The sequence below is a fragment of the Ralstonia sp. 25C genome (assembly GCF_051904805.1).
GTDB lineage: Bacteria > Pseudomonadota > Gammaproteobacteria > Burkholderiales > Burkholderiaceae > Ralstonia.
The window spans coordinates 1,425,616-1,449,141 of sequence record NZ_CP196738.1 but is presented as its reverse complement, the minus strand read 5'-3'; the positions used below and the strand labels follow the sequence as shown (position 1 = coordinate 1,449,141).

Below are 23,526 nucleotides of genomic sequence, written 5' to 3'. Positions count from 1 at the left end.
TCCCAACAATTAACGACTGGCCTTAGCCAAACTTTAGATGCCCCTCCCTTCGGGGTGCGCATCATCGCAGCCCATCACGCAAACGTGTCGATGGCGCCGTCGTGACTGGATGCACGTTGCGGCGTCACCGCCACGGTGCTGGCATTCGCGCGGCCTTGTGCGTTGCCGCCAAAGCGGCCACCACCGTTGGCACCGTTGCCATCGCCATTGCCTTGCGCAGACGAGCCTTGCGATGCGTTCTGCTGCTGGCTGAAGTCGCCCGTGCTGACCGAGGTTTGTGCGAGCTGCATGCCGCCTTGCTGCATGGCGTCGCGCAAACGCGGCATGGCGTCTTGCACGAGCTCTGCCACCGCCTGGTGCTGGCAGACAAAGCTGGCGTTGACGGCGCCGTTGTCGACGTCCAGCTTGACGTGCAGCCCACCCAGCTCGGCCGGGTTCAACTGCAGTTCGGCCGACGATTGACGATGCACCTGCATGAAGGCGAGCTGGCTGGCCATACTGTGCGGCCACGCGGCATCGCCCAGCGTGGGCAGCGTGTGAATCTGTGCTGGCGTGACGGCGGTGGCTGCAGCGCCCGTCGCCCCAGCATTGCCGACAGCAAACGTCGGTGCCGCCATGCTGGCATCGCCATTGGCGCGCGCCAGCACGCCCTGGAACTGCGTGCCTGCGTTTTGCGCTTCAGCGTGCGCGCCGGCGTTGCCGCCATTGCCCGCTTGGCTGGCATCGGCCACGGCCGCAGTGGCGGTTTGCGTGACGGTGCTGTGCGTATTCGTTTCGGCCCGCTTGGGCAGGCCGTGCTCGCCACTGGCGCCCTGCGTTTGCGACGTGCTGCCAAGCTGGCGCACCGTGGACGGCGTGTTGTCGGCGGCAGCACGCGAGCGCGCGAAGGTCTGCGCCAACGAAGCGTTGTCGGGCAACGCCGTAGCCGACCGCGTTGGCGTGTTGGCGGTGCTCGCTGCACCGGCGATTGCCTTGGCGTCCTTCCCATCCTTGGCGGCTTGCAGTGCGGCTTGGCCGGCTTGCGCCACGGTGGCGGGGTCAGTGGTGCCCTGCCCCTGCGTGCCAGCAGCGGCGGCGTTCAATGCGGCCAGCGTTGCGGCATCGGTTGCGGTGGATTTGCCGGCCGGTTGCGCTGCTGCTGCGGCAGTATCGCCAATCGAGGGGGTAGCTGGCTGCTGCGGCAGCACGGTCGCGGCCGCCTGCTGTGCAGCCTGGCGCGCAGCTTCGATCTGGGCCGCCAGTTGTGCGGCCGGGTCTACGACAGCCTGGGCCGCTGCGGCATCGAGGTCCTTGGCATCTGCCGGCTGGGCCGGTTTGGCGTTGGCCGCGTCTGGCGTGCTAGCGGTGGGCGTTGCAGGCTGAGTCGACGCGTTGGCATCGGCGGGTTGGGTGTTCCGATCGCTGCGGTCGTTTCGGGCGGCGTGGGCGCGGGCAGCGTCCTTTCGGGCGATATCTGCGCGGCGGCCGGCGGCATCGTCGGCCGTGGATTGCGCATCCGCGCGGCGGCTCGCAGCGTCTTGCGCGGCGCGATCCTGTTGCAGGCGATTCGACAGCAGGTTGCCGAACGTATCGGTACCGGACGATGTCGCTTGCGTCTTGTCAGCAGCAGCGGTGTTGCTGGCCGACAGCATGCCGCTCAGGTCTTTCGCGGCAGCGCTTTGGGCAGCATTGGGGGTGGCACTCAAACCCACGGTAACTCCGTCTTGGCGTTCTGCGTTCGTGTTCAGTTCAATTGCCGCTCTGGGCCGCACGCATGCGGATCACCTTGGCGGCGTGCTCGTCGTTTTCGCGCTGGGCGCGGCGCTCCTGGTCCAGGCGCTGCTCTTCAATGTGGCGCTGGCGCAGGATGTCGAACGACTGCTCTCGGCGTTGTTTCTCCAGCCAGTTGGCGCGGCTGGCGGCAAGCTGGTTTTCCAGGGCGTTGATGGTGCCCTTCTGCTGGTGCACGGCGTTGCCCAGGCGGTCGATGAAGGCCGCGTAGTTGCGCAGGCGCGTGACATCGATGCCGTCACCGGCGGTCGCCAGCATCTGCTGGTGGTAGTTGTTGCGGTAGTCGGACAGCAGCGCCAGCTTTTGCGTGGCGGCCTCGCGCGTGTTCATCAGGCGGCCGACTTCCTGCGTGGCTTTCTCGGTGTCCTTCTGGGCCAGTTCCAGCACGGTTTCGAGGCGGAACGGCTTGTTCATGGTGGTCATGCGAGACCCTCCAGTTTCCCGTTACATCAACCAATCGGTCACAAACTCCGGGGCTTTAGCCTCCGGTTTGCCGAATTGGGACGGCGCTTGCAACTTCACACTGTCAAACGAGCCCCTCATGCGAGCACCCCAAGCATCTTCTCCAGCGTGTGCTCGCGGCTTTCGTTCTCGAACATGCCCTGCTGCAGGAACGCTTCCATGTCGGGGTAGCGGGCGATGGCCTGGTCGGTCATCGGGTCGCTGCCGCGTGCGTAGGCGCCCACGGCAATCAGGTCGCGGTTGCGCTGGTAGCGGGCATAGAGCTGCTTGAAGCGGCGGGCCGTATCGAGCTGCTCGCGCGGCACGATGGCCGACATCACGCGGCTGATCGACTGTTCAATATCAATGGCGGGGTAGTGCCCCTGCTCGGCCAGCTTGCGCGAGAGCACAAAGTGGCCGTCCAGAATGGCGCGCGCGGCATCGGCAATCGGGTCCTGCTGGTCATCGCCTTCGGCCAGCACGGTGTAGAACGCGGTGATGGAGCCGCCGCGGCCGCTCGCATCCACCATGCCGTTGCCGGCACGTTCGACCAGCGCCGGCAGCTTGGCAAACGCCGAGGGCGGATACCCCTTGGTCGCCGGCGGCTCGCCGATGGCCAGGGCGATCTCGCGCTGCGCCATCGCATAGCGCGTGAGCGAATCGACAATGAGCAGTACGTTGCAGCCCCGATCGCGGAAGTACTCGGCAATGGTGTGCGCGTAAGCGGCGCCCTGCAGGCGCATGAGCGGCGAATTGTCGGCCGGCGCGGCCACCACGGCCGAACGCGCAAGCCCTTCCTCGCCGAGGATCTCGTCGATGAATTCCTTCACTTCGCGGCCACGCTCGCCAATCAGGCCCACCACCACCACATCGGCCTGCGTGTAGCGGGCCATCATGCCCAGCAGCACGCTCTTACCGACGCCGGAGCCGGCAAACAGGCCCAGGCGCTGGCCTTGGCCGACCGTCAGCAAACCGTTGATGGCGCGCACGCCCACGTCGAGCACATGCTCGATCGGCTTGCGCTTGAGCGGGTTCAGCGGCGCGGGGCTGAGCGAGCCCCAGGCGAGTTCCTCATGTGTACCCAGCGGTCCCTTGCCGTCGAGCGGCTCGCCGTTGGCATCCACCACGCGGCCCAGCAAGCGCGGGCCCACGGGCAGGAACTTGCTGTGTGAAATCGTCGGGTCGGCTGCATCCGCGGGCAGGTGTTGCGGCTCCAGCGGGAACACGCGCGCGCCGGGTACGACGCCCACCAGGTCCGTCTGCGGCATCAGGAAGGCGCGCTCTTCGGCAAAGCCCACCACTTCGGCTAGCACGTGGCGGCCATGCGGCAACTCGACACGGCAGGCGCTGCCCACCGGCAGCTTCAGGCCCACGGCTTCCATGACCAGTCCAGCCACGCGGGTGAGCTTGCCGCACGTCACCACCGGACGTGCCAGACGCGCACGCTTGGCGGTCTGCTGCAAGTGGGCCTGCCACAGACGCACGTTGGGGTTGCTGGCGGCGCCCTGCCCCGACGGCTGCACGGTCTCAAGCGACATGGAGCGCTCCTCCTGCCACGCGCTCGGCTTCCGAGCGTTCGCTGGCAATCCATGCGGTATCGCGGCCCAGCGCGCGGGTCAGTTCGGCCCAGCGTGTCGGCAGCGTGGCGTCGGTTTCGCCAAAGCGGGTTTGTACACGGCAGCCACCGCGTTCGATGGCGGCATCGACGACCAAGGTCCAGCCGGCGGCGGCCAGCTCGGCACCCAGCATCTGGCGGATCAACTCGGCGTCGTCCGCATGCACGCGCAGCATGGCGGGCGCCGGTGCGGTGGGGGCATCGCCCAGCACCTCGCGCACCAGCGGCAGAATGCGCTCGGGCTGCGCATGCAGCGCGCCGTGCAGAAACTGCTGCGCCAGCTGCAGCGCCAAATCCACCAGTTCTTCAGCAACGCTGCCGTTCAGCTGATCCACCGCCTCGCGCACGGATTGCATGAGCGCGGCTATTTGCCTGGACTCTTCTTCACCCTGGCGGCGGCCTTGTTCAAAGCCGTCCTGAAAGCCTTGTGCAAAACCATCGCGGCGGCCTTCATCACGGGCGGTGGCCAGTTCGGCGTCCAGCGCGGCCTGCCATTCCTCTTCAGAAATCGGCGGCTCTTCGGGTTCGGGCTCAGGCGGCGGCGGCGGTGCAGCGGCAGCCGCGGCCAGCTCGGCTTCACGCACGAAGTCGGTCGGCTCCCACGGCCGGTATTCGACCAGCGTGTCGCGCGGGATGATCGGCGGGCGCGGCATCTCAGCGCTCCACTACAGCAATGCGGCCAGCACGGTCAGACATACGCGTCCTCCGCCTTGCGGCCGATGGTGATTTCGCCTTCGTCGGCCAGACGACGTGCCACCACCAGGATTTCCTTCTGCTGCGCTTCGACTTCCGACACCTTGACGGGGCCCAGCACTTCCAGCTCTTCCTTGAGCATCGTGCCGGCGCGCTGCGACATGTTGGCGAACACCTTGTCGCGGAACTCCTGCTTGGCGCCCTTGAGCGCCACCACCAGCACTTCCTGGCTGACTTCGCGCAGCAACGTCTGCAGTGCGCGGCCGTCCAGGTCGATCAGGTTGTCGAACACGAACATCTTCTCGACGATGGCGTCGGCCAGTTCCGGATCGCGCGAACGCACGCCCTCGATGACGGACGACTCCACGGCGCTCGGCACCAGGTTGAGGATTTCCGCGGCCGTGAGCACACCGCCCATCGCGCTCTTCTTGCGATGGTCGTTACCTTGCAGCAGCTTGGTCAGCACGTCGTTCAGCTCGCGCAGGGCGCTCGGCTGAATGCCGTCGAGCGTGGCGATACGCAGGATGGTGTCGTTGCGCAGGCGCTCGGTGAAATAGGTCAGGATTTCCGAAGCCTGATCGCGGTCCAGGTGGACCAGGATCGTCGCAATGATCTGCGGGTGTTCGTTGCGGATCAGTTCCGCCACCGACGAGGCATCCATCCACTTGAGGCCTTCGATGCCGCTGGTATCACCACCCGAAAGGATCCTGTCGATGATGTTGGCGGCGCGATCGTCACCCAGGGCCTTGCGGAACACGGTACGGATGTACTCGTTGGAGTCCACGTCCAGCGGCAGGTCTTCGGCTTCGACAAAGAAGGCGTCAAAGGCGTCGAGCACGCGCTCGCGCGACACGTTCTTCAGCGCGGCCATGGTCGCGCCCAGCTTCTGCACTTCGCGCGGGCCCAGGTGCTTGAGCACCTCAGCGGCTTCGCTTTCGCCCAGCGACATCATCAGGATGGCGCTGCGTTGGAGTCCTTCGGCGCTCATTCGTTATTCACCCATTGCTTGATGACGGCCGCGACGGCGCGCGGGTTGCTCTGCGCCACGCGGCGCATGGTTTCGAGCTTCTTCTCGAAGTCGTTGTTCTTGAGTTGCGGCAGGGCGTCCGGCAGTTCTTCGTCGGCGCCGCCCACAGCGGGGCCAGCCCCGGACATCGGGCCTTCCAGTTCCGGCCCGGCCGACGCCGCGGCGCCGGTGATGATGGGCGCGTTCGGGTCCTCGCCCTCGCGGCCCACAAAGGTGGCCCCGGTGGCCGACTGCGGGTCCGCCTTCTTGCCCATCGAGCGGATCAGCGGGCGCAGCACCCCAAACACCAGGATCAGGAAGCCCACCGCCAGCGCCAGGTACTTGGCCGCCTGGATGGCGTACTGAATCATGTCCGGCTGTTTCCACAGCGGCAGGTCATCCTTGGCCACCGGCAGCGTGCCCGAGAACTGGCTGTTGACCACGTTCACGGAGTCGCCGCGCTTGGCGTCAAAGCCCACGGCATCCTTCACCAGCGCGTTGAGCTTGGTCATGTCGGTGTCGGACAGCGGCTTCCAGGCCTTGCCGTCGGCGCGGTAGTTGACCACCACGGCCACCGACAAGCGGCGCACGGTACCGACCGCAGCGCGCGTGCGGCGCACGGTCTTGTCGACTTCGTAGTTGGTGGTGGTGTCGCGAGTGCTGGAAGTGGCCCCCCCGGTGGCGCCGTTGGACGTCGTGCCATTTGCGCTGGCAGCGGCGGCCGGTTGTTGCGGCTGGCCGTTCGGGCCCGTTGCAGCGGGTTGCGAAGCCGGTGCCGGTGCGGTCGGCAACATGCGCGGCGCGGTCGGCGGCTGGTTGGACAGCGCGCCCGGCACGCCGCCCTGGGCATCAGCCTTGTTCTGCATGGCTTCTGCGGTGTGCGTGCTGCGCACGGCGGCGTTGGCTGGGTCCTGGTTCGGACGGTACGTCTCGGCCATCTGCTCGGTGTTGTCCAGATCAACGTCGGCCGTCACCTGCGCGCGCACGTTGTCTTCGCCCACCACGGGGCCGAGGATGGCTTCGATGCGCTTGATATAGCCCTGCTCGACTTCGCGCACGTAGTTCAGTTGCGTCGGGTCAAGGCCCGAAGCGTTGTCCTGGAACGACGACGACAGCAAGCGGCCGGATTGGTCCACCACCGTCACGTTGGCCAGCGGCAGGTTCGGCACGCTGCTCGACACCAGGTGGCCAATGGCCTGCACCTGCGAACGATCGAGCATGCGGCCCGGATACAGCGTCAGCAGCACCGAAGCGCTGGGCTTGGCCTGCTCGCGCACAAACACCGAGGGTTTGGACAGCGCCAGATGCACGCGGGCGGACTGCACCTCCTGCATGGCCTGGATGGTGCGGGCCAGTTCGCCTTCCAGGGCGCGCTGGTAATTGACCTGTTCGGCAAACTGGCTGGTGCCGAATTTCTGGTTTTCCATCAGCTCGAAGCCAGCCAGGCCGCCCTTGGGCAGCCCTTGCGACGCCAGCTTCAGGCGCGTTTCGTGCACGTTGGCTTCCGGCACCATGATGGCCGTGCCGCCGTCGGCAAAGCGATACGGCACGTTCATCTGCTGCAGGGCAGCGATGATGGCGCCGCCGTCAGCGTCGCTCACGTTGCTGAACAGAACACGGTAATCCGGCCCCCGGCTCCACAGCGTGGCGGCAGCGATCACGGCCACCAGGGCGGCGGCGCCGATCATCATGAGCAGACGCGGCGACAGACGGCCGAACGGGCCCAGCGCACTGAGCGCTCCCGTGTTCTGGCGCACGACTGCGCCCTGGCCTACCGCCGGCATATCCACCGTACCGAGCGTGTCGGCGACAGCAACCGAATCGGCTGTCGTTGGCATCCCAAATCTCCTGACTGACTGCGTTGCTTGAGCCCCGAACCCGGAAAGCGGGCATGGCTCCGTGGTTGCCATTATCGGCAGCGGGTGGGCAAGCAAATCGGCAAGAAGAGGGCCTTTTCCCGTTCTTTTGGGCGCTTGGAACCGGCGGGCGGGCGGCTACCTTTGCATCACCGTGGCGCCATGCCGGCCTGAAAACCGCTGGCTCCGCACACAGCAACAAGCCCGGAACAAAGGGGAGTTTTAATCACATGGATATTACGAACGCCAACTCGGTGGTGTCGCTGATGAACAGCGTGCTGGCGCCATCCAGCCAGATCGGCGGCATCGGTGGCGGCAGTGCGGGCGGGGATGACGCCAAGGTCAGCGTCGATTTCGGCTCGGTGCTCAAGTCGTCGCTGGACAAGGTGGACGCCTCGCAACAGAAGGCCGAGAGCATTTCGCGCAGCTTTGAAATGGGCAGCAACGATGTCGACCTGCACGATGTGATGCTGTCGCTGCAGAAGGCCAACATCGACTTCCAGACTGCCGTGCAGGTGCGCAACAAGCTGGTTTCGGCGTACCAAACCATCATGAGCATGTCGATCTGACGCCACACGCGGCCAGATTTCCTCGCTGCTCTGTATCCGCTGCTGGCTGGCGCCAGTGGGAGCCCGCATGTCCAAACACGCCAAACACCGCGCCCGGCCTGAACTCGCGCTGGTCGTCATCGCCCGCGACGAGGCGGCCTGCATTGAGCGGTGTCTGCTGAGCGCCAAGCCGCACGTCGACCGGATGATCGTGCTGGATACCGGCTCGACCGACGACACCGCGGCCATTGCCAGGGCATGCGGCGCTCAGGTGCACCACTTCACGTGGGTGGACGACTTTTCGGCCGCCCGCAACGCAGCGCTGGCTGCCGCCAATGCCGACTGGAACCTGATTCTGGACGCCGACGAGTGGCTGGAGAGCGGCACGGAAGACTTGCGCGAAGCCTGCACGTTCGGGCCCTTGCTGGGCGTGGTGTGCGTGCGCAGCGAATACGACGTCGCCGGCCACGTGGAACACACCAATAGCTGGATCCCCCGCCTGCTGCCGCGCGGCGTGCGCTACCAAGGGCGGATCCACGAACAGCCCACCGGCAATCTGAAGCTGGTGCGTCTGCCGCTGGTGGCCGGCCACGATGGCTACATGAATGCCAAGCTCGACAAGAAGCGCGGGCGCAATCACGCCCTGCTGCAGCTTGAGTTGACCGCGCGCCCGGAGGATCCGTACGTGCACTACCAGCTCGGCAAGGATTTCGAGATTCACCAGAAAGACCCAGCGCAGGCGGCGCAGCACTATCGTCGCGCGCTTCCGCTGGTGCCCAAGAGCGCGCCCTACCGGCACGACGTGTGTATCTGCCTGCTGGCGTGCCTGAGCCAATCGCAACAGCTGGACGAGGCCCTCACCCTGGCTGGCGAATGGATGGACGAGTGGTCCGGCTCGCCCGATTACTTCTACATGCTCGGCCACCTGATGTTCGAGGCCGCCGCCCGTGACCCCGCCCAGGCCGAAACCCAATGGCTGCCGATGGCGGAAAACGCCTTCCTCAAGTGCCTGGAGATTGGCGATCAACCCAAGCTGGAAGCCAGCGTATTCGGCCGGGGCAGCTTTGCCGCCGCCCGGTATCTGGCACAGACGTACCGCGCCAAGAGCGAGGCCCTCGCCCGCAAGGCCAACCACTATTTCGATATCGCCCGCCAGATGCAAGAACGTCCTGGTGCCCATGCTGGCGCCAAGGCTGCGTGAGGCGACACACCATGATTCCAAAGACACTGCATTTCATCTGGGTCGGCGACGAGAGCAAGCGTCCGGACAACTGCATCCAGACTTGGGCCACGCTCAACCCGGACTACCAGATCAAGATCTGGGGCAACGCCTCTCTGGGCGAGCACAAGTGGTTGAATGCCCGCCACATGGACGCGATGCTCGACCGCGAATTCAACGGCGTGGCCGACATGATGCGCTGGGAGATCCTCTACAAAGAGGGCGGCATCGTGCTGGATGCCGACAGCATCTGCCTGCGCCCGCTCGACGACAGCCTGCTCGATTGCGAAGCCTTTGCCTGTTGGGAAAGCGAGATCGCCCGCCCGGGCCTGATTGCCGCCGGCTACTTTGGCTGCAAGCCGGGCAACCCGTTCGTGCAGCAGATCATGAAGGACATCCACAACGCGCCTTCGGTGATTCACGACCGTGCCTGGAAGACGGTGGGCCCGCAGCGCCTGACGGAGTCGTACCAGCGCTACCAGTACCACCCGCTGCGCATTCTGCCGAGCCACTACTTCATCCCCGAGCATTTTTCGGGCGTGAAGTACAACGGCCCAGGCCCCGTGTACGCCCACCAGATGTGGGGCAGCACAAAGAACAGCTACGACACTCTCTACCAGCAGCAATTCAGCGCAAATGGCCAGCCGGCGCAACCGGCCCCTGCCGCCGCAGCGCCTGCACCTGCGCAAGCCACGCCACCGTCGCAACCCGCGCCGTCACGCTCCACGCTGGAAGACGCGCACGACCCGTACTTCGTGCAACGGGTGCAGGTCAGCACCAACGTGATGAAGGCGAGCCGCGTCAACGTGTTCAAGACACTGTGCGCAGGCAAGCGCGTGCTGCACATCGGCTGCGCGGATTGGCCGATCACCGATCCGCAGACCTCGCTGCACCTGGCGCTGGAATCGGTGTGCGCCAAGCTCGATGGCTTCGATATCCATGCCGAGGCCCTGAAGGCGCTGGAACCCTATACCTGCGGCCGCCTGTTCTCGCGCTTTGAAGACATTCAAGACGAGTACGACCTGGTCTTGGTGCCCGAGGTGATGGAGCACGTGCCCGATGTGGCCGGCTTCCTGAAACAGCTCGACTCGTTGAAGACGCATTCATACGTAATCACCGTGCCGGACGCGTTCCAGTGCCACGCGCGCCACTTCGACTACCTGCACGACACGCAGACCTTCGTCGAAGTCGTGCACCCGGACCACAACTGCTGGTACACGCCGTACACGTTCTCCAACACCATCAAGAAGTACACCCCTTGGAACATCGACGGGATGTGGTTTTTCAACGCCATCTCGCTGTTCATGCTGGCCAGCAAGCGTCAGTAAGCCACGCAGGCGTCACGCCGCTTAAGTAGCGGCGTGCGCTGTCCTTCCCTCCGTTCGCCTTTTTCCCCTGCACGCCCATATTTATATTTGACACAATATAATTGCATGCTATCTTCATAGCCAGGCGCCGCTGTTCATTACCCGCTCACTCCAAAGGACCTGACCATGAAGACGCTTTACCAAACCCAAGTCACCGCAGAAGGCGGCCGTGCTGGCCATGTGCGTAGCGTAGACGGCACGCTGGACTTGGCGCTGTCGTTGCCGCGCGAACTCGGCGGTGCCGGCGGCGCGGCCACCAACCCCGAGCAACTGTTTGCCGCGGGCTATGCGGCGTGCTTTGAAAACGCCGTGCTCCACGTGGCGCGGGCCAAGCAGATCAAACTTGCCTCGACAGCGGTCACGGCTACCGTTGGCATTGGCCCGCGTGAAGACGGTGGGTTTGCGTTGACCGTGTCGTTGGCCGCCACGCTGGGTGGCGTGGACCAGGCGACGGCCGAAGCGCTTGTTGCTGCGGCGCATGGGGTCTGCCCCTATTCGCATGCCGTCCGTGGCAATATTGACGTCCAACTGACCACGGTCACGCGCTGAGCCCCCTTCGGGCCGCTGCGGCATCCGCTGCACGAGCGCCAAGGCCGTCCCCCTGGAGTGTTTCCGTGAACGACGTGCTGGCGCTCGATCAGCAGCTGTGTTTTCCGTTGTACGCCGCAGGCCACTTGCTGACGCGGCTGTACCGCCCGCTGCTCGACGAGCTGGGGCTGACCTATCCGCAATATCTGGTGATGATGGCCTGCTGGCAGCAGGCGCCGTGTGCCGTGGGCGATCTCGGCCGCACGCTGTATCTGGATACGGGCACCCTGACGCCGCTGCTCAAGCGGCTGGAAGAACAAGGGTTGCTGACCCGAACGCGGGATCGCGATGATCAGCGCCGCGTGGTGATTGAATTGACCGATGCCGGCCGTGCACTGCGTGAACGTGCGACGAAAGTGCCGGAAGCGCTGGTGTGCAAGATTCCGCTCGAACTGGGCGAGATCGGTGCCACGCGAGAAGTGTTGCGCAAACTGCTGGATGCGCTGGCCACGGCGGATGACCGCGGCTGAAACTCAGTACATCAGAAACGCGCCATGCTGCCGTAAGCGTTGCTGGCCGTCGTTGCACGACGCGCCGTGTCGATACGCTTTTGCAGACGGTCCAGGCGCGGATATACCATCGCGCGCACGCGGGCATCGTCTTCGAGAATCCGCACCAGCAGCACGCGCTTGCGCTCGATGTCGGCACGCGACAGATGCGGATGCGGCTCGGAACGGCGCAGCGCATCCACATAGGTGGCGCTCTCACGTTCAAGCGTGCTGACGACTTCCCAGTTTCCCACTTCAGCCGCGCCCACCATTTCCGCAGTCAGGCGGGCGATGGCTTCGTAGCAGGTGAACAGACTTTCGCTGTCCTTGATCGGGATGTTCCGTTGCATGTTGGCTCCAGGTAGGGCCGATTTCATTAAAGAGGTGCTGCGCGGCCAGCCGCGTCAGCTCACAACGCTCAGATGACTGCCACTGCCATTGCTATGCACCGCGCCAGGCTGGCCAATGGCGAGCCACGCTTCTTGCAGCGGCACGAGCAAACCATCGACCTCGGCAAGGATGCTCACGTCGTTCGTGCCGTTGGCCAACAGCAGGCGGCGCAGCATGTAGTCGTACAGGCCGTTGAGCTGCACAGCAATCTCGCCGCCACGTTGGTGGTCGAGGCTGGCCTGCAGGCCCTGGCCGATGATCGAGATGGCCTTGTCAAACGCACGCAGTTTGGTGTGCACATCACCGCGCTGGATGGCGGCGCTGGCCACGTTGATGGCCGCGCGTGCACCCTCGAACAGCATGGCGATCAACCGGTGCGGGTTGGCATCTACCACGGACGTTTCAATGCCGACTTGCGCGTAGGCACCGATAGCGCGGCGAGCTGCGTACATGGGAAAGGTCCTCACTGAATGATGTTGTTATGGGCGTTGCGTTCGTTCTGACTTAGTTGCTCGACGAGGTCTGCTTTTGCAGGGCCGCGAGCTGCGTGGTCAGGTAAGAGCTGGTGTTCGACATGCTGGCCACCAGGGAAGACAGCGCGTTGAACTGCGTGTAGTACAGCGCCTGCTTGTTATCCAGGCGCGTCTGCATCGCGGTAATCTGATTGGCGAGCGAGCTGAGCGAGCTGTTGATCGAATCGGTCTCGTTCTGCACCATGCCGGTGGTCGACAGCAGGCCGGTCATCACCGTATTGAGCTGCGCGGCATAGCCACGCTGCACGGTCACCGTGCCACGATTGCCAACCGTGCCGCCCGTCACCTGCACGGTCAGCCCATCCACCGCCGTGCCCGTGGCGCCATACAGATTCTGGCCAGAGCCTGTTGCTGCCACACCGTTGATGGTGCCTTGCACATCCTGGCCATTGACCGTGGTGGGACCTGCGCCGAAGAGCGACGACGCGCCGCTGCCCGACACCGACACCACGGAAGCCGAGCCATATTGATTGTCAGCGATGGTCAGCACGCCGCTGGCATCGGCCGAGACCGACGCAGTAATCTTCGCTGCCTGCAAACCTGTCAACGCGTTGAGCTGGCTCTGGATCTGCGCAGCCAGGCCCGTGGCGCTGTAGCTGCCGGCCGGCAGCGTGATGTTGGTGGTGATACCGCTCACGCTGATGGCCATGGTGTCGTTGACACCCGCCGTGATGGTCGTATTGGCCGCCGCCGAACCCTTGAGCGAGCCCTGCGTCGCCAGTTGTGTCACGTTCACGGCATAGCTGCCCGCCCGCGTGGTGTCCGAAAACGACGTCGCGCTGACCAGCGAATCCGTGGCCGTGCCGGTGCCCGCAAACAGCGCAGCCACCTGGCTGGGCGACGACGCAATCGCGGTCGACAGCTTGCTGTTGTCGAGCGTGAGCGTGCCGTCCGAATTCATCGTGATACCGACGCTGCCCAGCGACTGATACGCGCCATTGCCAACCGCCTGGCCCAGCACATCGGTAATCTGGTTGACGAGCGTCTTGGTACTCACATCGCCAGCCAACGGGCCATTGTTGGCGCTGTTGGCGGTGTCGATGTGGGTGAGGTTGTTCAGTTGCGTGCGCAGCGCGTTGTAGCCGTTGACGAAGCTGGTGACGGCGTTGGTCGTGGCGGTCGGATCGTTGGCCACCGACACGGTGGTGCTGCCCGTTTTGGCCAGCGTGAACGACGTGCCGTCCACCACGTTCGACAACGTGTTGGTCGGGCTCTGCACGGCAATGCCGTTGACCGTGGCCAGGGCGTTCTGGCCCGTGGTCACTTCGGTCATGTTCTGGGTGCCGGCCGGGTCTTGCGAGAGCAGCGATTGCAGGGTCGAATCGCCCGACACGGAAATCTTCATCTCCGAGCTGGAACCACCCGCCGTGGACGTCAACACCAGGCGGTACGGGTTGCCGCTGCCATCATTGACGATGCTGGCCGATACCCCGAGGTTGGCGGAGTTGATGGCATCGCGGATGCCCGACAGCGTGTTGTTGGACGAGTTGATCGTGATCGAGCCGCCCGGCAAGTTGCCGTTCTGCGTAAAGGTGGAACCCGAGTACTGGCCGTTCGAGAACGTGCCGCCCGACACCGTGCCAAACGAGAACGAAATCGTGGTCGACGCCCCGCTGCCGATGGCCGCCGTGGTGGACGTCTGCCCCTGCGCCGCCAGCACCTGCGACTGCGCAAGCTGGGTCACATTAACGGCGTACGAACCAGCCTTGGCCGAGCTGCCCACCGTGGCGCTCAGCACCGAGGTGTCATAGCCGCTCGCCTTCATGGCGCTGTAGTTGCTCAGATTGGTCAGGCTAGAGAGCGCCGTCTGAAACGTCGATAGCGAGCTCTTAAGCGTGCCCACCGCCGAGAGCTGCGTCTGGTACGAACTCTGCTGGCTCTGCAATTGCGTCAGCGGCTGGCTTTCCACCTTCATCAGGCTGGACACCAGCGTGTTGACGTCGATGCTCGTCCCGATGCCGGGAATGGAGATCGGCGGAACGTAACTGCTCGTGGAAGAGGTGGTCGTGGTCGCCATGTTCTGAAGGGGTAAGCGGCTGCGGCGGGAGTCTCCCTACACAACGGCAGCGCCGGCCACTTCTTTAGGGCATGTCGGCAGCACTTCACAGTGTGCCGTCAGCAAAGAAAAAGGCCGGCGCCCCATAAGGAACGCCGGCCTTTTTGTGCCACCAGCCGCCCGAAAATCGGGAAGGCCGGGGCAGCATCTGTCTGCTGACTAAGATTAGCCCTTCAGCAGGTTCAGGATGCTGTTCGGTGCCGAGTTGGCTTGCGCCAGCATGGCCGTACCCGCTTGTTGCAGGATGTTCTGACGGGTCATGTTCGACGTTTCCGACGCATAGTCGGTATCGATCATGGCCGACTTGGCAGCCGACAGCGCGGTGTTCGACGAGGTCAGCGTGTTGATCGTCGAGCTCAGACCGGCTTGCTGGGCGCCCAGGCTGGCACGTGCCGACTTCAGTGCGGTCAGGTCGGTGGCGATGGCGGCTTGGGCTGCCGTGGCGTTGGCGGCGCTGGTCACGCTCGTGCCGGTCAGCGTACCGAAGGTCAACAGGTTGGCGTTGGTGACCGTGGCAACGTCCGTGGACGAGCTTTGGCCGTACTGGAACGACGTCGATGCAACCGAACCATCGAACAGCTTGGCGCCGTTGTAGTTGGCGTTGGTTTCGATGTTCTTGTTGGCCGTGGCCAGCTGTTGGTATTCCTTGTCCAGGTTGGCCTGGTCAGCGGTCGAACAGACCACCGTTGTTGGCTTCCACTGCCAGCTGGTTCATACGCTGCAGGTTGTTTTCAACCTGGCTCAGGTACGAGTCGGCCGTTTGCAGGTACGACTGGCCGTTGTTGGCGTTCTGGATACCCTGGGTTTGTGCGTTCAGCGTGGTGGTCAGGCTGGAGGCCACAGCGTAAGCAGCGGCATCGTCCTTGGCGCTGTTCACGCGCAGACCGGTCGACAGACGTTGCAGCGAGGTCTGCAGTGCGTCTTTCGATGCCGACAGAGCTTGTTGCGTTTGCAGGGACGAGATGTTGGTATTAAGGCTGAGGGACATGACGGCTCCTAAGATTCCCGATGGCGTTGTTGCCCGATTGGTTGCTCGTTCCGGCTAGGCCGGGCAACGTGACCTGTAACTTGAAGGGGATCAGGTCTGCGTTGTACTCAGGTTATCGGTGGCCTCCAGAGAAAGTTTAGGGCCAACTTGACAAATTTGTGCGCCAGCGGCGGTTTGGGCTGGCGGGTACCCGGGATTGCGGCCCGGCCAGGGCCCTCCAAAAGAAGCAATGGGCCGGCTTCTTGGGCGGCAGCCCCTCGGCTATACTCGACCGACCAGACCCAAAGCGCCCCGTGCCTATCTATAGAGAGCGCTATCGCACAGATGGGGAGTTGCAAGCCCCGCCGGCACGGCACTGCAGCGCGTCGCCATCCGGCGGGTAGAAGAGCTCAACGCGAGCCGTTTGACCGCAACGCCCATCATGCTCAATGTCCTGATCGTCGAACCGCACGATATTGCCCGTGTCGGCCTGCGCCAGATCCTCAAGGATTCGCGCCTGGCCCGGCAGATCGAGGCCGTGCCAGACCTGCGCAACGCCAACAACGATCTGCTCGCCGAGCGCGAGTGGGACGTCATGCTGTTTTCAGTGGAATCGGCCTCTGGCGACGAATTCCAGACCATCAAGGCCGTGCGCCAGCAACATGCGCGCCTGGCCGTGCTGGCGCTCGGGCGCCATCCTGAAGCGTTGCTGGCCGTGCGTGCGCTCAAGGCCGGCGCCTCCGGCTACCTGCCGATGGACGCCAGCCAGCCGCAGTTGCTCGCGGCCGTCAACGCCATCTCCAAGGGGAAGAAGTACCTGCCGTCCGATCTGGTGGAGGTGCTGGCCGATAACCTGAATGTCAACTGGGACAAGCCCCGCCACGACATCCTCTCCGACCGCGAATTCCAGACGCTGCGCATGCTCGGCTCGGGCCGCACGCTGGGTGAAATTGCGGAGGCACTGCAGATCAGCGCCAAGACCGTCAGCGTGTATCGCGGCCGCGTGCTGTCCAAAATGAAGCTGCGCAACAACGCCGAGCTGACGGTGTATGTCGTCAGCAACGGCCTGCAACTATAGGGTGCCCCGTAAAGCTACTGCGCGGCCCGATCTTGGCGGTGCGATGCTCGCCGTACCTATGTACGGCTGCGCTTCTCCCACCAAGCTAGGGCCGCTCGCTACGCTTTCCAGGACACCCTAAATTGACTCAAGACTTATAGAAACCGTGGGACGCGCTCGCCGTAGCGGCGGGCGTTTTCGCGCACGAGGTCTTGCACGGCGGTCGGTTCCAGCGGGCGCGCGAGCAGGTAGCCCTGAAACTCATCGCACCCCACTTCGCGCAGGAACTCGAGCTGCCCGGTGGTCTCCACCCCTTCGGCCACGGTCTTCATGCCCATGGCCTGCGCCATCATGATGATGGCTCGCGTGATGGCTGCGCGCTCCGCCACGTGCGGCAAATCCTGCACGAACGAGCGATCGATCTTGAGCGTATCGATCGGGAACCGGTGCAGATACGACAGCGACGAATACCCCGTGCCGAAGTCATCCAGCGCCAGCGACACGCCCATCGCCCGCAGTTCGGTGAGCAGCGCATGCAATGACGGATCGTCGCGAATCAAGATGCCTTCGGTCATTTCCAGCTCCACCGCATTGCCGGGCAGACCGCTGGTGCACAGCGCCTTGCGCACCATCGAACTCAACTGCCCAGAGCTGAAAGCCTGCCCCGACAGGTTGATTGACATGCGTAAATGCGGCAGTCCGATGCGGCGCCAGCGCGCGAGCTGGTCGCAGGCGGCGCGCAGGATCCAGCGGTCGATCTCGACAATCAACCCGGTCTCTTCGGCATCGTGGATGAACTGGCCGGGCATCATCTGGCCGAAGTCGGCCGAGTTCCAGCGGATCAGCGCTTCCACGCCGACAATGCGGCCGCTGCGCACGTCCACACGCGGCTGGTAGTCCGCGTAGAACTCGTTGCGGTCGCTGGCGCGGCGCAGGCCCGATTCGATGCGGAAACGGCGTGAGACACGGTCGTCCAGATCGCTCGTAAAGGTCTGGAAGTTGTTGCGCCCTCGCTCTTTCGCCAGGTACATGGCGGCGTCGGCCTTGCGCAGCAGCGTGTTGGGGTCGTCGCCGTCGTGCGGTGCCACGGCAATGCCGATCGACACCCCCAGATACAGCTCCTGCCCCTCTATATAGAACGGCGCGCTGATGGCCGACAGGATGCGCTCGGCCACGCGGCGCGTGCCCATGCTGTCGAGCGCCTCGAGCATGACGACAAATTCATCGCCGCCCAGGCGCGCCACGGTGTCGGCTTCGCGCGCGCAAGCCTGCAGGCGCGCGGCCACTTCCCGCAGCAGCATGTCGCCAAACTGGTGGCCCAGCGTGTCGTTGACGTTCTTGAAACGATCCAAGTCCAGGAACATGACCGACACGCGCGAGCGATTGCGGCGCGCGATGGCCAGCGCGTGCTCCAGCCGATCTTCGAGCGCGGAGCGGTTCAGCAGGCCGGTGAGCGTGTCGTGCGTGGCCAGATGCCGGATGCGCTGCTGCGCCTCGCGGATCTGCGTAATGTCCACCAGCGACACCAGCACGGAATACGGCTGCGCGCCTTCCACTGCGCCCGTCGGCGAGGCGGTCATCGACTGGCCACCCTGGGTATACAGCGGCGTCCAGTTACTCGATACCCACACGGTGCGGCCATCCTGGCAATGCAGACCGAAGATCTGGTTCAGTTGCGGCTGGCCCTCGGCCAGTACGTCGCGATCGGGCCAGTCGGCCTCGTGGATGGAGGCTTCGAATTCGTCGACGGCCGAATTGACCACCGTGGGCAGCAACCGCCCGATCAGTGCGTCCATCGGCATGCCCAGCAGCCGGGCCGCGCTCGGATTGGCGTAGGTGACGCGCCGGTCGGCGCCGCAAACCAGGATGCCCTCGGTGAGCGCGTTGACCATCGACAGCAGATCCAGCTTGGGGCAGAAGCCCGGCAGTTCGCCGCGCGCCGGACAATCGGCGGGCAGGCCGTCGGCATCGACCGTTGCCAGGGCAACACGCGGGGGAAAAGGTAGAGGGTTCAAGACGGCTTCCGACAAGGCAAGTGTGCGGGCCGGACTACGCCGGCGCCTTCTACCCACTTACAACGGCAGGTGCCCGCAAATCTTTCGGACCGGCGTCACATTTGCGCCAAAAGACGGGCCTGCGCGCTTGACAAGACACCTATGTGATTGCCTCAGCAGCTGAAATGCGCATTGAAAATCGCTTTTTAGGACTGCATCAGCACGCTGGCGGCATCGCAAACCCCCGAGATAGGCGGGATTGACCGCGTTTCTTGTCAGAATGAGGTGGACACAGCTGAGGAAGAATGCCATCCGAGAACCCGACTCTATGGCTTGCAACGTGCGCCAGAGCCGGGAAGCCAATCCCCCCTTTGTTCCCGAGTGATCCCCATGGCCGAAGCTGCTGCCGCTACCACTGCCCCCGCCCCAGCCAAGGGCGGCTCCACCAAGCTGCTGCTGATCATCCTGATCGTGCTCGTGCTCGTCGGCATGGGCGGCGCCGCTGCCTGGTTCTTCCTCGGCGGCGGCAATCACGCCGCAGCCGGCCCCGCCGCGCCGCCCAAGCCGAAACAGCCGGTGTTCGTGGCCATGGAAACCCTCACCGTCAATCTGCAGCCCGAAGAAGGCAACGATCGCTACCTGCAGATCGGCATCACATTCAAGAGCTTCGACAAGCATGCCGAAGACGAAATCAAGACCTATACGCCGGAGCTGCGCAGCCGGGTCCTGACGTTGCTAGCCAGCAAGGCACCCACCGAGCTGTACTCGGCCGAGGGCAAGGGCAAGTTGTCCAAGGAAATCGTCGAACAGTGCGAAGAGGTGTTCAAGGCCGTCGGCAAGGAATCGCCGGTGGCGGACGTCCTGTTCACCAACTTTGTGATCCAGTGACATGCTCAAGGAAGAGTTTCTTTCCCAGGAGGAGATCGATGCGCTCCTCAAGGGCGTCTCCGACGACACAGACGATGAGCCTGTCGAAGACACCCCCGCTGGCATACGCTCGTACAACCTGGGCTCGCAGGAGCGCATCGTCCGTGGGCGCATGCCCACGCTGGAAATCATCAACGAGCGGTTTGCGCGCAACTGGCGCATCGGGCTGTTCAACTTCATGCGGCGCAACGCGGAGATCTCCGTCGGGCCGGTGAAGGTGCAGAAGTACAGCGAGTTCATCCGCAACCTGGTGGTGCCGACCTCGCTGAACCTGGTGCACGTCAAGCCGCTGCGCGGCACGGCGCTGTTCGTGTTCGACCCCAACCTGATCTTCCTGGTGGTCGACAACCTGTTCGGCGGCGACGGGCGCTTTCACATGCGTGTGGAAGGCCGCGACTTTACCGACGTCGAGCAGCGGATCATCCAGCGCATGCTGCACCTCGTGTTCGAGCACTACGCCAAGGCGTGGCAGCCGGTGTACCCGATCGATTTCGAATTCCTGCGCATGGAAATGCACACCGAATTCGCCAACGTGGCCACGCCCAATGAAGTGGTGGTAACCACCAGCTTCAGCATCGAGCTGGGCAGCAACGGCGGCGACGTGCACATCTGCATGCCGTACACCATGATCGAGCCGATCCGCGACCGGCTCACCTCGGCCATCCAGGGTGAGGCGCTGGAAGTGGACAAGCGCTGGCTGCGGCTGCTCTCGCAGCAGGTGCAGACCGCCGAGGTGGAGCTGATTGCCGACCTGGCCACGGCCAAGGTGCGGTTCTCCGACATCGTCAACATGAAGGCCGGCGACGTGATCCCGGTGGAGCTGGACGATTGCGTGACCGCCAAGGTAGACGGCGTGCCCGTCATGGAATGCAACTACGGCACGTTCAACGGCCAATACGCGCTGCGGGTCAACCGCATGCTGAATATGAGCGGCAGCGAGCCTGCCACGGAGTCTGAAGATGACAACTGAACCGACCATGAACCCCGAAGCCAACGCTGACGACATCGATGTCGAAATGACGATGGAAGAGGCCATGGCCCTTGAGGCCGCACAGCGTGCTGCCTCAAACCCGCCAGCCGCGGTCCCTGCCGAAACCAGCCCGGTATTCAAGCCGCTGACGGCCGACAGCCTGGGCGGCGGTGGTAGCGCCCAGCGCAACGACATCGACATGATTCTGGACATCCCCGTGCAGCTGACGGTGGAACTGGGTCGCACCAAGGTGCCCATCAAGAACCTGCTGCAGCTCGCACAGGGCTCGGTGGTGGAGCTGGACGCACTGGCGGGTGAACCGATGGACGTACTTGTCAACGGGTACCTGATCGCCCAAGGTGAAGTGGTGGTGGTGAACGAGAAGTTTGGCATCCGCCTGACCGACATCATCACGCCGTCCGAACGCATCCGTAAGTTGAATCGCTAAGCGGCAGCTCGCGGTAATTCGCGGCAACTCGCCGCAGCATTGCGCCGTGATTCGGCACCCTGACAGCAACCACAGCTCCCCCCGGGCAAGGTGTTGACATGAACCAAGCAGTCGATTGGGCCCGCACCTTTGGCGGGCTGTTTGTAGTGTTAGCCATGATCGTGGCTGCAGGCTGGCTGTTGCGCCGCCTGCAGCAGCGTGGCGGCATGGGCCCCTTGGGTGCTGGCCGCCGCCGCGGCCAGGTCATCACCGTGGTCGCTCAGCAGATGCTGGGCGCGCGCGAAAAGGTGGTCGTGGTGGACGTGGAAGGCATGTGGCTGGTGCTGGGCGTCACGCAACAGCACGTGCAGACACTGCACACGCTGCCGCGCCCCGTCGAGCAAGCCACCGAACCCTCCAGCGGCTACGACCACCCCGGCACGGCCGACGGCACATCCAGCGCGGGCAAGCCGCCCAGCTTTGCCGATGCGCTCTCTCACCAGATCAAGCGCCACCTGACGGGGAAGTCGGAATGAAGTTGCGTGTTGTGTCCCGTTCCCTCTTCCGCTGGCTGGCGGTGCTGGCGCTGTTGATCGCCGCCCCGGCCGTCTTTGCACAGGCGCAACCCGGTCTGCCACTGCTCACGGGCACGGCCGGTGGCCAGAGCTATTCCCTGCCCGTTCAGACGCTGATCTTCCTCACGTCGCTCGGCTTCCTGCCGGCCATCATGCTGATGATGAGCAGCTTCACGCGCATCATCATCGTGCTGTCGCTGCTGCGCCATGCGCTGGGCACGCAAACCACGCCGCCCAACCAAGTGTTGATCGGGCTGGCGCTGTTCCTCACGTTCTTCGTCATGTCGCCGGTGCTCGACAAGGTGTACACCGATGCCTACGTGCCGCTGCGCGACAACAAGATCACCGTGGAACAAGCCATGGACACCGCTGCCACGCCGCTGCGCCAGTTCATGCTCAAGCAGACCCGCGAGCCGGACCTCGCCCTCTTCGTCAAGATGGGCAACATGCCGGCCATCGCGAGCCCTGAGCAGACGCCCATGCGTGCGCTCATCCCCGCCTTCGTCACCAGCGAGCTGAAAAGCGCGTTCCAGATCGGGTTTGCCATCTTCATCCCGTTCCTGGTGATCGACATCGTGGTGGCGGCGGTGCTGATGTCGATGGGGATGATGATGGTCACGCCGTCGATCTTCTCGCTGCCGTTCAAGATCATGCTGTTCGTGCTGGTGGATGGCTGGCACCTGCTGCTGGGCTCGCTGGCCCAGAGCTTTGTGCAATAAGGAGCGCTCATGACGCCCGAGTACGTATTGGATATGGCCCGCCAGGCCATGCAGGTCGCCATGATGGTGGGCGCGCCCATGCTGCTGGTGTCGCTGGTCGTGGGTCTGCTGGTGGCGGTGTTCCAGGCCGCCACGCAGTTGAACGAGCAATCGCTGTCGTTCATTCCCAAGCTGGTGGCCGTGGCCGCCACCATGATCCTGGCCGGCCCGTGGATCGTCGGCGTGATCGTCAACTACACGCGGGGCGTGCTGACCAATATCCCGAACTACGTCAACTAACGTAGCGCCGCAAATCCAAGCCCACGCCTCATGATCCAGTTCACCGCCACCCAGCTCAACGGCTGGATCGCCATGTACTGGTGGCCGCTGGTGCGCGTGCTGGCGTTCATCGCCATTGCGCCGCCGTTTGCCAATACCGAGGTGCCGAACTCGGTCAAGATCGCGTTTGGCGTGATCGTCACGGTGGCGCTGGCCCCCATGCTGACGCTGTCACCGGATGTGGCCAGCGTGTCGGTCGGCTCGTACGAAGGGCTGTGGATCACCCTGCTGCAGGTGGCGATCGGGCTGACGCTGGGTTTCTGCGTGCAGCTGGTGTTTTCGGCCATCAGCGGCGCGGGTGAGTTGATGTCGATACAGATCGGCCTCGGTTTTGCCTCGCTGCTGGACCCGCAGCAGACCGAAAGCAGCATGCTGCTCGGCCGCTTCATCAGCCTCACGGCCATTACCGCGTTCATTGCCGGAGACGGCCACCTCGTGCTGCTGCACGCGCTGTTCGACAGCTTTACTGCGCTGCCGGTCTCAGCCGCGCCCTTGGCCAACCCGGGCTGGCAGACGCTCGCCGGCAGCGGCACGATCGTTTTTGCGCTGGCCCTGCGCATTGCCCTGCCGATCATCGCCATCATGCTGGTCGTCAACCTGGCGTTTGCGGTGCTCTCGCGCACGGCACAGGCGCTGAACCCGTTTGCCGTGGGCATTGCCGCCACGCTGGTGGTGGGGCTGATGCTGGTCATGGTGATGATGACCTCGCTGGCACCCGTAGTGGAGCGCTCCGTCATGGACGCGCTGGAACTGGGCGGCCGGGCGTTCGGGCAATTCGGGGCACGTTAAGCCCCTGGCCCCAAGTTAATCCGAAAGAATTAAAACAATCGTTTTACTCACACCATAGTGGAGCACCCTCCTGCACGGGATGTGGATGTCATCCCTTTGGTTTTGCACGGACGTTTCGTATATCCCCTCGACTTTTTCCGGCTTCGTCGCGCATGTGACACGAATTCACGCAAGTGGTTGTTTTCGGAGGGAACTTTTCAGTATGATTCGGCC

General features: G+C 64.2%; 23 protein-coding genes and 1 pseudogene. 13 read left to right on the top strand and 11 right to left on the bottom strand.

What is annotated here, in order from left to right; translation table 11 throughout:
• Positions 1 to 74: 74 nt before the first annotated feature.
• From ACS7SF_RS24955 to fliF, 6 genes are all read right to left on the bottom strand, one after another.
• A complete protein-coding gene (locus ACS7SF_RS24955) occupies positions 75 to 1,691 on the bottom strand; it encodes a flagellar hook-length control protein FliK (RefSeq protein ID WP_439893151.1) in 1,617 nt (538 codons plus the stop codon).
• 37 nt (positions 1,692 to 1,728) lie between these two features.
• On the bottom strand, positions 1,729 to 2,193 hold the full coding sequence (fliJ, locus tag ACS7SF_RS24950) for a flagellar export protein FliJ (RefSeq protein ID WP_426399056.1): 465 nt from the start codon (positions 2,191 to 2,193) through the stop codon (positions 1,729 to 1,731).
• Between the two features lie 116 nt (positions 2,194 to 2,309).
• Entirely contained in the window at positions 2,310 to 3,749 is a 1,440-nt protein-coding gene (gene fliI, locus ACS7SF_RS24945; RefSeq protein ID WP_439893150.1) for a flagellar protein export ATPase FliI, read from the bottom strand.
• The gene (fliH, locus tag ACS7SF_RS24940) at positions 3,739 to 4,479 is read right to left on the bottom strand and encodes a flagellar assembly protein FliH (protein ID WP_439893149.1); all 741 of its coding nucleotides are present in this window, start codon (positions 4,477 to 4,479) and stop codon (positions 3,739 to 3,741) included. The genes fliI and fliH overlap by 11 nt, the downstream gene beginning before the upstream one ends.
• 35 nt (positions 4,480 to 4,514) lie before the next feature.
• Positions 4,515 to 5,507, bottom strand: a complete 993-nt coding sequence (gene fliG, locus ACS7SF_RS24935; RefSeq protein ID WP_366170289.1) for a flagellar motor switch protein FliG — start codon at positions 5,505 to 5,507, stop codon at positions 4,515 to 4,517.
• A complete protein-coding gene (gene fliF, locus ACS7SF_RS24930) occupies positions 5,504 to 7,363 on the bottom strand; it encodes a flagellar basal-body MS-ring/collar protein FliF (protein WP_439893148.1) in 1,860 nt (619 codons plus the stop codon). The genes fliG and fliF overlap by 4 nt, the downstream gene beginning before the upstream one ends.
• 248 nt (positions 7,364 to 7,611) lie before the next feature.
• Between fliF and fliE the strand changes: the two genes are divergently transcribed.
• The 5 genes from fliE (at position 7,612) to ACS7SF_RS24905 (ending at position 11,573) form a co-directional block, all read left to right on the top strand.
• Positions 7,612 to 7,950, top strand: a complete 339-nt coding sequence (fliE, locus tag ACS7SF_RS24925; protein ID WP_439893147.1) for a flagellar hook-basal body complex protein FliE — start codon at positions 7,612 to 7,614, stop codon at positions 7,948 to 7,950.
• 67 nt (positions 7,951 to 8,017) lie between these two features.
• Positions 8,018 to 9,130 carry a glycosyltransferase gene (locus tag ACS7SF_RS24920; protein ID WP_439893146.1) on the top strand — a complete coding sequence of 371 codons (1,113 nt, stop codon included), beginning with the start codon at positions 8,018 to 8,020 and terminating at the stop codon, positions 9,128 to 9,130.
• Positions 9,131 to 9,141: 11 nt separating this feature from the next.
• Entirely contained in the window at positions 9,142 to 10,476 is a 1,335-nt protein-coding gene (locus tag ACS7SF_RS24915; RefSeq protein ID WP_439893145.1) for a glycosyltransferase, read from the top strand.
• Between the two features lie 165 nt (positions 10,477 to 10,641).
• Positions 10,642 to 11,064, top strand: a complete 423-nt coding sequence (locus ACS7SF_RS24910) for an organic hydroperoxide resistance protein (protein ID WP_439893144.1) — start codon at positions 10,642 to 10,644, stop codon at positions 11,062 to 11,064.
• Between the two features lie 65 nt (positions 11,065 to 11,129).
• Positions 11,130 to 11,573: a MarR family winged helix-turn-helix transcriptional regulator gene (locus tag ACS7SF_RS24905; protein WP_439893143.1), complete on the top strand. Its 444-nt coding sequence runs from the start codon at positions 11,130 to 11,132 to the stop codon at positions 11,571 to 11,573.
• Positions 11,574 to 11,584: 11 nt separating this feature from the next.
• Here ACS7SF_RS24905 and ACS7SF_RS24900 read toward each other — a convergent pair whose 3' ends face one another.
• The 4 genes and pseudogenes from ACS7SF_RS24900 to ACS7SF_RS24885 all read right to left on the bottom strand — a co-directional run bounded on the left by ACS7SF_RS24900 (position 11,585) and on the right by ACS7SF_RS24885 (position 15,558).
• Complete coding sequence (locus ACS7SF_RS24900; protein ID WP_366170303.1) at positions 11,585 to 11,941, bottom strand: flagellar protein FliT; 357 nt, start codon at positions 11,939 to 11,941, stop codon at positions 11,585 to 11,587.
• A gap of 54 nt (positions 11,942 to 11,995) precedes the next feature.
• Complete coding sequence (fliS, locus tag ACS7SF_RS24895) at positions 11,996 to 12,433, bottom strand: flagellar export chaperone FliS (RefSeq protein ID WP_439893142.1); 438 nt, start codon at positions 12,431 to 12,433, stop codon at positions 11,996 to 11,998.
• Between the two features lie 52 nt (positions 12,434 to 12,485).
• Positions 12,486 to 14,531, bottom strand: coding sequence for a flagellar filament capping protein FliD (fliD, locus tag ACS7SF_RS24890; RefSeq protein ID WP_439893141.1), 2,046 nt, complete (start codon positions 14,529 to 14,531; stop codon positions 12,486 to 12,488).
• Positions 14,532 to 14,735: 204 nt separating this feature from the next.
• A pseudogene (locus ACS7SF_RS24885) lies at positions 14,736 to 15,558 on the bottom strand (flagellin N-terminal helical domain-containing protein).
• A 421-nt stretch (positions 15,559 to 15,979) separates the two neighbouring features.
• Here ACS7SF_RS24885 and ACS7SF_RS24880 point away from each other — a divergent pair.
• A complete protein-coding gene (locus tag ACS7SF_RS24880; protein ID WP_439894479.1) occupies positions 15,980 to 16,615 on the top strand; it encodes a LuxR C-terminal-related transcriptional regulator in 636 nt (211 codons plus the stop codon).
• A 134-nt stretch (positions 16,616 to 16,749) separates the two neighbouring features.
• Here the strand turns inward: ACS7SF_RS24880 and ACS7SF_RS24875 are convergent, their stop codons facing one another.
• Complete coding sequence (locus ACS7SF_RS24875; RefSeq protein WP_439894478.1) at positions 16,750 to 18,486, bottom strand: putative bifunctional diguanylate cyclase/phosphodiesterase; 1,737 nt, start codon at positions 18,484 to 18,486, stop codon at positions 16,750 to 16,752.
• Positions 18,487 to 18,978: 492 nt separating this feature from the next.
• Between ACS7SF_RS24875 and fliL the strand changes: the two genes are divergently transcribed.
• From fliL to fliR, 7 genes are all read left to right on the top strand, one after another.
• The gene (gene fliL, locus ACS7SF_RS24870; RefSeq protein ID WP_439893140.1) at positions 18,979 to 19,476 is read left to right on the top strand and encodes a flagellar basal body-associated protein FliL; all 498 of its coding nucleotides are present in this window, start codon (positions 18,979 to 18,981) and stop codon (positions 19,474 to 19,476) included.
• Between the two features lies 1 nt (position 19,477).
• A complete protein-coding gene (gene fliM, locus ACS7SF_RS24865; protein WP_439893139.1) occupies positions 19,478 to 20,485 on the top strand; it encodes a flagellar motor switch protein FliM in 1,008 nt (335 codons plus the stop codon).
• Complete coding sequence (gene fliN, locus ACS7SF_RS24860) at positions 20,475 to 20,933, top strand: flagellar motor switch protein FliN (RefSeq protein WP_439893138.1); 459 nt, start codon at positions 20,475 to 20,477, stop codon at positions 20,931 to 20,933. Before fliM ends, fliN begins: the two co-directional genes overlap by 11 nt.
• Positions 20,934 to 21,031: 98 nt before the next feature.
• Entirely contained in the window at positions 21,032 to 21,448 is a 417-nt protein-coding gene (fliO, locus tag ACS7SF_RS24855; protein WP_439893137.1) for a flagellar biosynthetic protein FliO, read from the top strand.
• Positions 21,445 to 22,206 (top strand): flagellar type III secretion system pore protein FliP, encoded by a 762-nt coding sequence (gene fliP, locus ACS7SF_RS24850; protein ID WP_439893136.1) that lies wholly within the window; start codon positions 21,445 to 21,447, stop codon positions 22,204 to 22,206. The genes fliO and fliP overlap by 4 nt, the downstream gene beginning before the upstream one ends.
• Before the next feature lie 9 nt (positions 22,207 to 22,215).
• Positions 22,216 to 22,485 carry a flagellar biosynthesis protein FliQ gene (gene fliQ, locus ACS7SF_RS24845; protein ID WP_439893135.1) on the top strand — a complete coding sequence of 90 codons (270 nt, stop codon included), beginning with the start codon at positions 22,216 to 22,218 and terminating at the stop codon, positions 22,483 to 22,485.
• Positions 22,486 to 22,515: 30 nt separating this feature from the next.
• Positions 22,516 to 23,313, top strand: coding sequence for a flagellar biosynthetic protein FliR (gene fliR / locus ACS7SF_RS24840; protein ID WP_439893134.1), 798 nt, complete (start codon positions 22,516 to 22,518; stop codon positions 23,311 to 23,313).
• Positions 23,314 to 23,526: the final 213 nt, after the last annotated feature.